Consider the following 12,862-nt stretch of genomic DNA (forward strand, 5'->3'; position numbering starts at 1 on the left):
AGCCGTCTGCGGACTGCAGTTTGCCAAACAAGTCAAATTCGCTCGGGGTTGAACGAAGATTCAGTCATTGGTCATGATGCGCCTATGGATGAGCCCCAACGTTACAGCAACGACGCCGACCTGCAGAAATTTTTTGACGCCTTAGCACGAGTTCGCCAAGGCGATGATGACGCTATTGCCGAACTCTGGGACCGATATTTTCAACAGTTGGTTCGATTGGCAGCCAAGCGTTTGCCGGCGAACTTAAAGCGTGCTGGTGACGAAGAAGACGTAGCCCTGTCTGCATTTCATTCGTTTATTGCGGGCATTCGCCGCGATCAGTTCCCCGATCTTAGCGGGCCAGATAATTTGTGGGGGCTCTTGATTACCCTCACCAGCCGGAAAGTGAACGCCCACCTGCGACACCAAACTCGACAGAAACGTGGTGGCGGATCTGTTCGGGGTGAATCGGTCTTTGTTGACCCTGAACAACTCAATCGCAATGGCGGTATCGGCGCGATCGCAAGTGACGGGAACACGGCGGATTTGACCATTGAGCTGGAAGAAGCATGTAATTCTTTGCTGGATCAATTGCCAGACGCCCAGCTGAGACAGATTGCGGTGATGCGAATGGACGGATTCCTGGTCGACGAAATCGCCGGTCGAATGGGAATTAGCAAGAGGGCCACAGAGCGGCGGCTGCAATTGATCAGGCGGATTTGGTCTGAAGAGGCAGACTCGGACGAAAGAGACTCGTCTGACTGATTGAAGGGAACCGATGCGGTGATGCAAAAATTCCAGCTGGATCGTCATCAGTGGAACCGGCCTGATCCCCATATTGATCGGGGGCTTGGCTTACGATTGGATCATTGGCATTCATTGAATTGGAAATGCTGCAGATGAACCTGAATGATCTTTCCGCTGATGATCTAGCGGCACTCGACGCGGTCTGTTTGGACTACGAACAAAAACTGCGCGCCGGAGAAAATGTCGAATCGGAAACCTTTGTTAAAGCTTTCGTTTCGCGTTATCCACAGACACCTTCCAGGGAACTGGTGGGGCTATTGCGCGAAGAGCTTGCCGCCATTGAAGCGGAAATAAAATCGACAGATTCAGCGGGCGGATCGAGCATCAGCCCACCGACCCCTTTCCAGTCGAAAACTTCGTCCGCTGACCGATCCGAAATCGAATCTCATTCACGTCGTGACTTTCCGGTTGATGGTACTGATGTCAGTCATGTTGGCACTGGGCAGACCAATCAAACTTCGAGCGGAGAAATTGAAACGCAAGGCGTGGAGACTCATTGGGCCCCGTCGGCGAATTCAGCAGGAGAAGACGGATTACTGGGTGGACGCCCTGTCAGCCAGATGGACACCGGATCTGGTCACTTGTCTTCTGGCAAGCAAGACTCGTCATCACTTGACGGTGACGGTCGGAATAAACAACCCGTTGACGTAAATCCTGTTCACGAAGGCGACCACGATACCAAGTCGCTACGTCAACGGTTTTCGATCGGCCCATTTTCTGTCACGGCAGTGCTTGCCAAAGGAGGCATGGGCGTTGTCTATCGTGCGGCTGACACTCGTCTGGATCGTCCAGTCGCGATCAAGATGCTGGGGTTTCCACATCTAGCGGCAAATGATCCGCGTCGAGTTGAATTGGTGGAGCGATTTGAAAGGGAGGCGAAGGCTGTCGCAGCGCTATCGCACCCTAACATCGTCGAGCTTTTCGATGTTGGTGTTGCCGATGGGTCGCCCTACGCTGTGATGGAATTTCTTAGCGGCATGACGCTCGCCGAGCAACTCGCCGCAGGGCCGTTGACTGTGAAGCAGACGACGGATGTCGGAATGCAAATCGCTAGTGCTTTGGCGACAGCCCATTCGTCTGGCGTCATTCATCGCGATTTAAAGCCGCAGAATGTGATGCTGGTTGATGACGCATCCGATGGCAACCTGCGCATCAAGCTTGTTGATTTTGGGTTGTCTCGAGTCAGCGATAGTGACTTGCGACAAGGCGATTCGAAAAAGACTCGTGCAGGAATGATTTTGGGCACACCTGGATACATGGCGCCCGAACAAGCCAGAGGCGAGGCCGCAACGGAAGCTGCCGATATGTTTGCCTTCGGTTGTGTGCTTTACGAATCGATGTACGGTTCACCTGCCATCGTGGGTGAGACCGCGGCGGATCGGCTGGCGTTTACCTTACAAGGTGAAATTCGTTACCCCGAAAATGCATGCGAGCAATCCAGAATTGTTTGCGATGTGATTCGTCAGTGTCTGCAAAAGGATCCGGTTCTACGTCCATCGGCAGCCGATGTCACAACCAAGCTGCGGGCCTACAACATCAAGCAAACTCGCGAGGCTGCAGAAGCAGAAATCCGGGCGGAGCTCGGGAAAACCTCTGTGTGGGAGTCCGTCACTCGTCGACATGCGCTGACAACGATTGCCGGTGGGATGCTAGGAGGATTGCTGGGGGCGCTGTCATACCGCTCGTCCGCGAATCCGATGGCGAAGGTTCAGGCGATCGCGGTTTTGACCCCAAGAGAAAACAGTCGCAACTCCAGTACCGTAGGTGATCGTGTGCCACTGGATGCCAGACGGATCGAGGACGCTGACATCTTGGCATCATCGCTTGTGAATGAATTTTCCAAGATCGATGGGTTGGCAGTGCGTCCCTATCGACCGATGGTTGTCGATGATTCGCACAGCTACGTCGAGCTTGGAAAAGAGTTGGATGTCGAAGTCCTTATCGACGGGGTATTCAAACAACAACGACGCGGCGAGAGGTTCTTCTGGTCGTTCTACTGGCAAGTGATTGACGCCAAGGAAGGCACGGTAGTCGCTGGAAACGAATTCGTTATCGAACAACAGCAGGAAAGCAGCGAAGGGCAGTTCTTGGCTCGCAGTACCGTTGCTGCTGAGATTGCGAAACAGATCGGCAAGAATCTGCAAACAACCGGGCAACATAGCGAGGATCAACCGGATCCACATTCCTATGGATGCTTGGTGAAAGGCCGCGCGTACGCGGACATTGACAGTACGATGGGATTGCAAAATGCACTCGCATGTTTTCTGCATGCCCATCAAGAGGATCCGCGACTCAGCGAGCCGCTCGCAGCCTCTGCGGTCACTGCGCTACATTTGGCTGCACGCAGCGGAATGCCAAAAGCCGCAGGCTACCTGAAGACCGCGACGGACAATTTCACCCATGCGATGGAGCTGGACCCTCATTCACAAGATGCTCGTCTGGCGCGAGCGATGTATGAGTGGCAGGCTCAGTACGACTATCCTTTAGCCGGTGAAATTTTCGAGGAACTGCGACGCGAAAATAAATACGACTGGCAAATCGAACACCAGAGCAGTTTGTACTTCGCGGCGATAGATCGAGAGATGGAATCGCTCGACGCGATCAACCGGGCGGCGAGATTGAACCCCATGTCACTGATGGTCAAAATCGACCGTGCACGTTTGGATTGGTTCTTCAACTATCAAACGCGTGCCAAGCGTGATGTAACTCGATATTTTGAGACAACGCCTAAGGACTATCCGGCACGCCGCTATGTGATTGGATTGCTGTTGGATATGTATGAGGAAGAGGTGCGGTATGACGAAGCCGCGGAATTGATGGGGCAGCCGACTGACCAGACATTCGATCGACAGCGATACTACGCGTTGCGAGAAGAATTGCTTGAGGCTTTCCCATATGGTCCGTTTGGTGTGGAACTCAACCGCGCGATCTGGCAGTTGCGTTCTGGTGGCGCGGTCGACGAAAGTTTGTCGAGTCGGTTGGACGAAGCGAGCGCGTTGATGTTCCCATTGCTACTCGCGAAGCACCCAGCGTTTAGCCAAATGAAGTATTCGCCGTCCGTCGCCCAGATCTTGCCCATTGCGACGTGATGGGGATTGAGAAGGCTGGGGACGCGTCCCGATCGCGTTCTAGCTCGTTGTGGACGAGGTGACGAGTCCTGTTTTTGAGTCCCTCAGTAGCGAGACAGGTCGTTTCATAACCGTCGCTAGCGCGACCCGGCTCAGTTTGTATGGTCTCTATCAGCCGCCACGCGCCAGCGTGCGGTTACGTGTTCAGGACTAGTGCGCCGTTAACCGCGAGCTGGCGCTCTGCGGCTGATGAGATAGCGGTTTTGACAGCCGAGGCGCGATCAGCCGTGGGCGCGTGCGTCCTATTTTATAACCGTCGCTAGCGCGACCCGGCTCAGTTTGTACGGTCTCTATCAGCCGCCACGCGCCAGCGTGCGGTTACGTGTTCAAGATCGGTCTGGGGGAGAAACCGCGGGCTGGCGCCCTGCGGCTGATGAGAAGGCAGTCCGGGGAATCGGGTGATGATCAGCCGCTACGCGCGAGCGTGCGGTTCTGTGTCCTGTGCGAGGTTCGGTGATTCATTGAACCGTCGCTAGCGCGACCCGGCTCAGTTTGTACGGTTTCTATCAGCCGCCACGCGTTAGCGTGCGGTTACGTGTTCGGGACTAGTGCGCCGATATCCGCGAGCTGGCGCTCTGCGGCTGATGAGAGGGCAGTCCGGGGAATCGGTTTCTATCAGCCGCCACGCGCCAGCGTGCGGTTACGTGCTCAGGACTAGCAATCCCGATCACCGCGGGCTGGCGGCAGTGGCTGATGACAGAAATCGATTCAGCCGTTGCTATCGCGAACCGGACCAGACTACTCGGCATACGGCTGAGGTGTATGCAACTATCGCCAACGGCTATGATTTCGCGTCTGGTGAAACATCCCACAGGGGCATCTTTTGAGCAGCCATGCGAACATTGCTTTTCGATATCGACGGTACCTTACTGATCACTCAGCGCGCGGGGGCATCGGCGTTAGTCCAGGCAATGGACGAGGAGTTTTCCGTTGAGAACTTTCCGATCGAGCAGATCTGCTTTGGCGGTCGTACGGACTGTTCTTTGATGCATGAAATCTTAAGCATCGCCGACATTGACCCTTCGGGCACCAACCGCGAACGCTTGCGCCGTCGCTATGGAACGGTCTTGCAACAGGTGCTGCCTAGAACTGCCGGGCAGGTGTTGCCCGGTGTCACGGAATTGTTAACCCGTCTGCAAGGCATTCCCGCGACCGCGCTTGCCGTGATGACTGGCAACTTTTCCGAAACCGCGAGAATGAAACTAGAGGCTTTTCGGCTGCACCAATATTTTCGCTGGATTGTCGGTGGCGAATTGGATGTCGAACGGTGTGATTTGGCCCGTCGAGCGACCGATGTTCTGACCAAAGAGTTGGGTCGAAAGCCCAGCGAAGTCACTGTGATCGGAGACACTCCTGCGGACGTGAAATGTGCCCAAACGATTGGCGCCCGCTGCCTGGCCGTCTGTACCGGAGCCGCTTCCCGCGACGATTTAGAAAAATCTGGGCCCGACCGTATCGTCGATGATTTGACCGATCCGACCGTCATCGACTTTCTGCTTCAGTAGTCCGGCGTTTGGGGGCTCCGGTAGCAAAATTTGGTTGGTGTGCCTATCTTCTGGGGCTCAATGTCAGCCGTTCGCCGGATGTGGGGTGGTCCTCGCATCGTTCGAGTTCGGTTTGCGATGACAATTGAATAGCTGATCAGAATCTAAAACTCCAAATCACTGCGACAATGTCTGACCCAGGTACTGAATTTCCCGAAACGGACGCACTCGTGGGCGTCATCATGGGCAGCAAAAATGATTGGGACACCATGCGGCCGGCTTGCGAGATACTCGAATCGTTAGGGATTCCGCACGAACGCACCGTTGTCAGTGCTCACCGAACCCCGTCGCGGATGTTTGCCTACGCTCAGTCCGCGAAAAATCGGGGCTTGAAGGTTATCATCGCCGGAGCTGGTGGTGCTGCCCATTTGCCAGGAATGGTTGCATCGGAAACGACCTTGCCCGTTATCGGTGTCCCCGTGCAAAGCCGAGCTCTAAACGGAATGGATTCGCTATTGTCGATCGTTCAGATGCCCGGTGGGATTCCCGTCGCAACCATGTCAATCGGGACCAGTGGCGCCAAGAATGCCGGGTTGATGGCAGCACGGATCCTAGCCATTGGTGATGGCGAACTACATGCTAGGCTGCAGGCATTTATCGACCAGCAAACACAACAAGTGCTTGATGCGACTGAGCTGGAATAAAGAACTTACGTTACCCGACCACTACAGCTAACGAATCATTGAACGCGAAAACGATATTGCCAGGCGCCACGATCGGAATGGTGGGCGGGGGCCAACTTGGACGGATGTTTGCGATCGCCGCAATGCGGATGGGATACAACGTCGTTGTCTTTTGCGGCGCAGAAAACGAGCCCGCCGCACAGGTAGCAACAAGGACGGTTGTGGGGCATCTTGATGATCATGAGGCCGTGCGAAAGTTTGCTTCCCAGTGCGACGCAATCTCATTGGAATTCGAAAACATCCCGGCAGACACGATGCGTTTGTGCGGTGAATACGCGCCGACTTATCCCTCGCATCATGTGCTTGCTACAGCTCAAGATCGCTTGATCGAAAAGCAAACGTTTGCTGATGCCGGCCTTAACGTGACACCGTTTGCCAAAGTCACCGGCCGCCAGGACGTCGAGGCCTTTGCTGCCCAGCACGGATGGCCTGTCATCGTCAAGACAGCTCGCAGCGGCTACGACGGAAAGGGGCAACACCGCATTGCTGACGCGACCGAAATCGATGAGGTTCCTTGGCAAGAGACCGAGCATTGGATTGCAGAGAAGTGTATTGCCTTCGAAGCGGAAGCTTCAGTGATTGTTGCAAGATCTTCGAGGGGCGAAGTACGCTGTTTTCCGCCCTTTGAAAATCATCATGTCAATCACATTCTTGATACGACCGTGTGTCCGTCATTCATGTCGCCGGGGCTGATCGAGAAGGCGACGGAGTTGGCAACGAAGGCGGCCGAGGTATTGGATTTGGTCGGTGTCTTGTGCGTCGAGCTTTTCGTTGCTGAAGGCGATTTATTGATGATCAATGAGGTCGCGCCGAGGCCTCACAATAGCGGCCACTTGACGATCGAAGCGTGTTTTACGAGCCAATTCGAACAGCATGTCCGAGCGGTTTGTGGGCTTCCACTGGGCGACCCAAGTTTGCGTGTCCCTGCCGCAGCGATGGCAAACTTGTTGGGTGATCTTTGGGCCAGCGAAGGGGACACGCGTTGGGATCAACTGCTGCAAGCCGAACCGAGCGTTTCGCTGCATCTGTACGGAAAAGAATCCGCGAGAATCGGACGAAAGATGGGCCATCTGACGTCAAGCGGTGACAACGTGGACGAAGCACGTCGACGTGTTTTGTCGGCTCGTTCGGTGCTGAGCACGAACAGGTAGATTGTTGCGCCCAATGAAGGCGTGACCAACGTGATTGCCTGGTTTCCTGAGCGGCTGCCCTAAAGATTCTGAACACTGAAGGCCAAGCGTTGCAATTCGCTGGCCAGGTCAACGTTGACAACCGCGACGCCTGGCGGAAGACGTAGGGTCGTCGGCGCGAAATTCAATATGCCGCTGATTCCGGCGGCTACCAATTCATTCGCGACGTCGAGCGCCACATCCGCAGGGACCGCGATAATGGCTAGGTCCGGGGAAAGCTCGGCGAGTTTGCCGACCATGGTTTCGGCATTGAGGATCGCGACACCGCCCATCTGTTTGCCCACTTTGGCCGGATCGGCATCGAACGCGGCGACGAGGCGAAACCCTAGCCGTTCGAAACCTCGGTAGCGCAGCAACGCATCTCCTAAAGAGCCAACGCCGACGAGGATGACTTGCCATTGCAGTCCGCTTCCAAGGACGGCACCAATTTGTTCGATCAGTTGGTCAATTTGGTAGCCCACTCCTCGGCGACCGATCGTTCCCAGATTGCTGAGGTCTCGCCGAATCACTGCCGGCGACACATTGACGATCGTCCCCAGCTGTTTGCTGTTGATGTGGGTTTGCCCTTGGTCGAGCAAGCGATAGAGCTCGCGGTAGTAGAGACTGAACCGACCGACCGCAGGGCGGGGAAACTTCGCCGGTGGTTGCGGCGGATCGGTAGGTGCCTCGTGGTTGTCCATGGGGGTATTGGACTTTAACACCGCGCCTGATTCAAGCGATATGCGCGTCGGAAGTCCTTCGTCCGGAGCTCTATCTAACCCTGATGATTGTCGCGATCGATTCGTTTGGCCAGTCAAAAACGATCAGTTGAACGCTAGGGGACGAGGGCAAACCCGGTGGAGAAGACACGCCACTGTGGGCGGGTCGAGAGGGTGTTTACGGTCGTACTATGGGCAGCCTAATCGGAACAATCGATACGCCTGTTATTGGCGACACTCTCTGACTACCCAACCGCCAAAATTTGCCAGGCCAAGTCTCTTTACTTGGTCGGAACCGTTTACGCAGTCGATGTATTGACGGCATAAGGACCCAATTCGTTGGGACGCAACCTTTGCGTGACTGATCCATCTTCCTCCCTTCCGTAACGGGAATGGTTGGTGAAAGTCACGAGCCGCTTCGGTGGATGCGTCATCTCGAACGGGGGGTCTTTCGTCGCAGTGCACGTGCACGCCAATAGTGCAGGAGGGTGTGAGCAATGGGTCTCGCATCATCCAGTGCGTCCCATTGCAACCCAAATTGTGTTTCCTGGAGAAAGAAGAGATGAAAAGGCTGTGGTTACTGCCCGCCCTGGCGATCCTGGCGATCGTCTCGGGGGCTCAGTCCGCACGCGGCGCTTATTGTGGCGCTATCAGCTACCAAGGGTGTAGCTCGTGTGGTGGTTCTGTCGTCGCTGACGGTGAAGTCGTCGAAGGCGGAGAAGCTGCCGGTGCTGTTGAAAGTGCACCTGCAGAAGGCGGATGCGGTTCGTATACCGTGATGCGCAACGTGACCGAAACGGTTTACGACCAAGTCGAAGAGACTCGTTATCGCACGAAGTACGAAACGTACTACGAAGATAAAGAAGTCCAAGCTTCACGCGTCGTGCCCTACACCGAGCAACGTGAAGTCAAGTACACCGTGATGGTGCCAACGTACGAAACCAAAACTCGTACGATCAACTACACCGTCAACAAGCCTGTGTACGAGACTCACGAAAAGGTGATCAACTACACGGTCAAGAAGCCGGTCTACGAGACCAAAACTCGTACGATCAACTACACCGTCATGAAACCTGTGTACGAGACTCACGAAAAAGTGATCAACTACACGGTTAAAAAGCCGGTTTACGAGACCAAGACCCGCACCATCAACTACACCGTGATGAAGCCGGTCCACGAGACTCGTACCAAGACCATCAACTACACCGTGATGGTTCCTACGTACGAAACCAAAACTCGTACGATCAACTACACCGTTTACAACACGGTGAAAGAAGACAAAGTTCGCACCGAGAACTACACCGTTATGGTTCCTGAGCAATTCACCAAGACCATCACGGTCAAAGGTGGACACTGGGAAACCCGCACGGAAGAAGTTCCTGGCGGAACGATGCGTCGCACCGTTCGTGAGCCAGGCACCTGGACTTACGACGCTTCGACTTGCCGCTGCGTTTACTGCCCTGGCAAGTGCCGCGTTGAATGCGTTCAATGCCCACCAAAGCAAGTTTGCAAGAAAGTTTGGGTTCCAACTTGCGAAGAAAAAGAAATCACTTGCACCCGCTACCGTAAAGAATGCCGCACCCGCGAAATTCCTTACACCGTTTGCAAGCGAGTTCCTGAGTGCCGCACCAAGACCTGCGAATACAAAGTTTGCAAAATGGTCCCAGAGTGCCGCACCAAGACCTGCAACTACACCGTCTGCAAGATGGTTCCAGAGTGCCGCACGAAGACCTGCAACTACACCGTTTGCAGCTACGTTTGCGAGCCACGTACGAAAGTTTGCAAGTACACGACCTGCAAGATGGTTCCCGAGTGCCGCACCAAAACCTGCAACTACACCGTTTGCAGCTATGTTTGCGAGCCTCGCACCAAGACTTGCAAGTACACCACTTGCAAAATGGTTCCAGAATGCCGCACCAAGACCTGCGAATACAAAGTTTGCAAAATGGTCCCAGAGTGCCGCACCAAGACCGTTTGCGTCAACAAGTGCCGCACCGAGTGCTACACCAAGACCGTCAAGGTTGCTAAGTGCCGTAAGGTTTGCGAACCTTACACCGTCACCAAGTGCGTTCCACGCACTGTCTGCAAGCAAGTTCCTGTAACCGTTTGCTGCCCAGCTCCCGCTTGCGGATCGGCTGACGCTTGTGGTTGCGGTTCGGCTGACGCTTGCGGCAGCTGCTGCGAGCCAGCTTGCGGATGCGGCCACAAAGGTGGTTTGCTGAAGAAGCTGTTCGGTGGATGCAAGAAAAGCTGCTGCGACGTTGCACCCGCTTGCGGATGCGATGCTGAACCAGCTTGCGGTTGCGAAGTTGCCGCACCTTCCTGCGGCTGCTAATTAAATTTGTTCGAGCGGTCCGCATTGCCAGCTGCCTATGCGGACGCCCGGCAAATAATTGACCTGCACGCGACAAGCTAAGCGGGGCGGGGTTCCGGTCACCGGAAATCCTGCTCCGCTTTTTGTCGTCGTCGGCGAAAGGCGTTATACTGGGCGAGCACGTTTGGTTGGCCAAACTTGTTCTCGTCTTTCCCTCTTGTGGGAACCAGTTGTGTCGCAAGGTTTCGCTGCAGACTCTTCGTCGGCTAAATTACGGCCCCCGGCCGATTTGCCTCCGCTCGCGCCGCCCATTCCTCCTGCCAAGATTCGACGTAAAGTTGATTCTGGCGGAAGTCGTCAAAAAGGCGTGAATCGAACTGGGATTGGATCACGCGGTTCCGCCAGTGATGGCCCCGTCAATAAAATCCAACATCCCGTTCACATTGACACGGGTGAACAAACCCTGCCTGATGGCCTGCCAAAGCCAACGGCAATGAAATCCATACCGATCGAAAACGCAGACAATTCCGAAAACAAACCTCTTCCTCCACCGCCACCTCCGCCAAGGTCGACGCTGCCACCGGTCAGATCGCTCGACGCTCAGAACGAGGGGGCAACGGTCGGGCCGACGGAGTCCGGACCTCGTTCAGGAATTGGATCCGCCAACCTGCGCTGGCGCGGTGAGCTACCCGCTATCACCGACGCCCATGCCTCCGCTGTAGACTCAAGGCATCAGTCGGCGACTCCGCCGAGTGACGTTGCCACCGCCGAAGAAGAGCACGATTTAGCTGAAGAAGTGACCAAGTCGGCTCCGTCTTGGCTGCTCAGTTTGGTGATGCACCTGATCGTTCTGCTGGTGCTGGCCCTTTTGACGTCCCCAGTTCCCGAGGGATTTCAGAACCTGGTCATCGAATTCGGCATCGCCGAAGAATCCACCGAGGATGCCGTCGAACTGGATCTTTCATCACCTGTGATGACGGAAACGGTCGAGGCTGACGTTGACGCGATCGACGACACATTGGTCGAAACCGAAATCGTCGACATGTTCGACAACGTCGAAGCGGTCGAGCAGGCGATCATCCAGCCAGACCAGTTTGGACCTGGGGAAATCACCATTTCCAAACCGATGTTCGGTGGCCGTACCGGTGCGATGCGCGCGGCCCTACTTGCCATGTATGGCGGAACGCCAGAAACACAAGAAGCGGTCAAACTTGGTCTTGCCTGGCTGAAACGCCAGCAAACCCGCTACGGCTATTGGAGACTCGATGGTCCGTACGCCAACGGAGCGAGTAGCGAAAACCGATGTGCCGCCACCGCGATGGCACTTCTTGCCTTTGCTGGAGATGGGAACACGCATATCGAAGGCCCTTATCGACAAGAGGTCGAGAAAGGTGTCAAAGCGTTGGTCGGAATGCAGGATCGTAGCGGCTACATGGCCGCCAAAACGAGAGGCAATGACCGGGCCTACGCCCAGGCTCAGGCAACGATCGCACTTTGTGAACTGTATGGAATGACCAAAGATTCCTGGCTCCGTCCCTATGCCCAACGGGCGATCGATTACGCATTTACTGCTCAAGGCCCAAATGGTGGCTGGCGGTATCGTCCTGGTGAACCAGGGGATACCTCGGTGACCGGTTGGTATGTGATGGCCGTCCAAAGCGCGATGGCGTCGGGGCTCGAGGTCAACGAATCTGCCGTTCGAAAAATCACCGAGTACCTTGATTCGGCTTCCGTCTACTACGGCGCCGGCTATTCGTATCAACCTCGGCAGAATAGCGCAACCCCGGCGATGACGGCCGAAGGCCTGCTCTGTCGCCAGTACCTTGGTTGGGAACGCAATCACGGACCAATGGTCGACGGCGTCAATTTGTTGCTTTCCGATGCACCCTTTGATGCGAACAGTCAGGACGTTTACTACTGGTATTACGCGACTCAGGTTTTTCATCACTTCGGCGGCCCACAATGGAAAACGTGGAACGACGAAATGAAAGTGAAGTTGCCCGCAATGCAAATTCGTGAAGGCGTCGAACGCGGCAGTTGGGCTCCGCAACGTGATAAGTGGTCGATCGGCGGCCGGCTCTATACCACCTGTCTATCTCTCTATAGCCTGGAAGTCTATTACCGGCACTTGCCTCTCTACAGTCATCAGTGATACGTCCTGGATCGTTTTTGATCCGGTCCACGACTGGCAAGGACGCTGATTTCTTGTGCGAAAGCAATCTTCAGTCGGCGGGCTAGGAAATCCGTATCAACCATTCAGCGATTGCGCTGACCAAAGACACGAGTAGTGCTGTCGTCATCCAAAACGTCTGACGACCATTCGGGACTGTGCCTGACAAGACGCATCGCGTACTTGCGGCACCGATGACGATTGCGGTGACCGCCATTAGGCAGCCAGAAAAACTTGCCTGGCATGCTTCCACGATTCGCAGCCGCACCAGATTCGACCACGATGTAGTCATGCCACACATTGGGCATCGAATCCCAAAAAGGACTCGAATGCTACAGGGTGGAAGTCC

Annotated in this window: 9 protein-coding genes; 7 read left to right on the plus strand and 2 right to left on the minus strand. The window is 55.2% G+C overall.

Annotation, left to right across the window (positions count from 1 at the left end):
• The first annotated feature begins 84 nt into the window (after nucleotides 1-84).
• The 5 genes from LOC67_RS13380 to LOC67_RS13400 all read left to right on the plus strand — a co-directional run bounded on the left by LOC67_RS13380 (nucleotide 85) and on the right by LOC67_RS13400 (nucleotide 7,292).
• A complete protein-coding gene (locus LOC67_RS13380; RefSeq protein WP_230263111.1) occupies nucleotides 85-744 on the plus strand; it encodes an ECF-type sigma factor in 660 nt (219 codons plus the stop codon).
• Between the two features lie 104 nt (nucleotides 745-848).
• A complete protein-coding gene (locus LOC67_RS13385) occupies nucleotides 849-3,875 on the plus strand; it encodes a serine/threonine-protein kinase (RefSeq protein ID WP_230263112.1) in 3,027 nt (1,008 codons plus the stop codon).
• An 872-nt stretch (nucleotides 3,876-4,747) separates the two neighbouring features.
• Nucleotides 4,748-5,419 (plus strand): HAD family hydrolase, encoded by a 672-nt coding sequence (locus LOC67_RS13390; RefSeq protein WP_230263113.1) that lies wholly within the window; start codon nucleotides 4,748-4,750, stop codon nucleotides 5,417-5,419.
• A 167-nt stretch (nucleotides 5,420-5,586) separates the two neighbouring features.
• Entirely contained in the window at nucleotides 5,587-6,102 is a 516-nt protein-coding gene (gene purE / locus LOC67_RS13395) for a 5-(carboxyamino)imidazole ribonucleotide mutase (RefSeq protein ID WP_230263114.1), read from the plus strand.
• A 38-nt stretch (nucleotides 6,103-6,140) separates the two neighbouring features.
• Nucleotides 6,141-7,292 carry a 5-(carboxyamino)imidazole ribonucleotide synthase gene (locus LOC67_RS13400; RefSeq protein ID WP_261366896.1) on the plus strand — a complete coding sequence of 384 codons (1,152 nt, stop codon included), beginning with the start codon at nucleotides 6,141-6,143 and terminating at the stop codon, nucleotides 7,290-7,292.
• A 59-nt stretch (nucleotides 7,293-7,351) separates the two neighbouring features.
• On the opposite strand, the gene LOC67_RS13405 is transcribed toward LOC67_RS13400, so the two are convergent.
• Nucleotides 7,352-8,011 (minus strand): redox-sensing transcriptional repressor Rex, encoded by a 660-nt coding sequence (locus LOC67_RS13405; RefSeq protein WP_230263115.1) that lies wholly within the window; start codon nucleotides 8,009-8,011, stop codon nucleotides 7,352-7,354.
• A gap of 580 nt (nucleotides 8,012-8,591) precedes the next feature.
• Here LOC67_RS13405 and LOC67_RS13410 point away from each other — a divergent pair.
• Both LOC67_RS13410 and LOC67_RS13415 read left to right on the plus strand, forming a co-directional pair.
• Nucleotides 8,592-10,364 carry a hypothetical protein gene (locus LOC67_RS13410; protein ID WP_230263116.1) on the plus strand — a complete coding sequence of 591 codons (1,773 nt, stop codon included), beginning with the start codon at nucleotides 8,592-8,594 and terminating at the stop codon, nucleotides 10,362-10,364.
• 472 nt (nucleotides 10,365-10,836) lie between these two features.
• Entirely contained in the window at nucleotides 10,837-12,495 is a 1,659-nt protein-coding gene (locus tag LOC67_RS13415; RefSeq protein ID WP_230263117.1) for a prenyltransferase/squalene oxidase repeat-containing protein, read from the plus strand.
• Between the two features lie 82 nt (nucleotides 12,496-12,577).
• Here the strand turns inward: LOC67_RS13415 and LOC67_RS13420 are convergent, their stop codons facing one another.
• Entirely contained in the window at nucleotides 12,578-12,814 is a 237-nt protein-coding gene (locus LOC67_RS13420) for a hypothetical protein (RefSeq protein ID WP_410001145.1), read from the minus strand.
• Between the last annotated feature and the right edge of the window lie 48 nt (nucleotides 12,815-12,862).

The organism is Stieleria sp. JC731, from assembly GCF_020966635.1.
Classification (GTDB): Bacteria; Planctomycetota; Planctomycetia; order Pirellulales; family Pirellulaceae; genus Stieleria.

What these genes read in the sequence shown, in the direction of transcription:
- LOC67_RS13380 (WP_230263111.1), top strand. Translation starts at nt 85, where the DNA reads ATGGATGAGCCCCAACGTTACAGCAACGACGCCGACCTGCAGAAATTT.
- LOC67_RS13405 (WP_230263115.1), bottom strand. Translation starts at nt 8,011, where the DNA reads ATGGACAACCACGAGGCACCTACCGATCCGCCGCAACCACCGGCGAAG.
- LOC67_RS13390 (WP_230263113.1), top strand. Translation starts at nt 4,748, where the DNA reads ATGCGAACATTGCTTTTCGATATCGACGGTACCTTACTGATCACTCAG.
- LOC67_RS13410 (WP_230263116.1), top strand. Translation starts at nt 8,592, where the DNA reads ATGAAAAGGCTGTGGTTACTGCCCGCCCTGGCGATCCTGGCGATCGTC.
- purE (WP_230263114.1), top strand. Translation starts at nt 5,587, where the DNA reads ATGTCTGACCCAGGTACTGAATTTCCCGAAACGGACGCACTCGTGGGC.
- LOC67_RS13415 (WP_230263117.1), top strand. Translation starts at nt 10,837, where the DNA reads ATGAAATCCATACCGATCGAAAACGCAGACAATTCCGAAAACAAACCT.
- LOC67_RS13420 (WP_410001145.1), bottom strand. Translation starts at nt 12,814, where the DNA reads ATGTGTGGCATGACTACATCGTGGTCGAATCTGGTGCGGCTGCGAATC.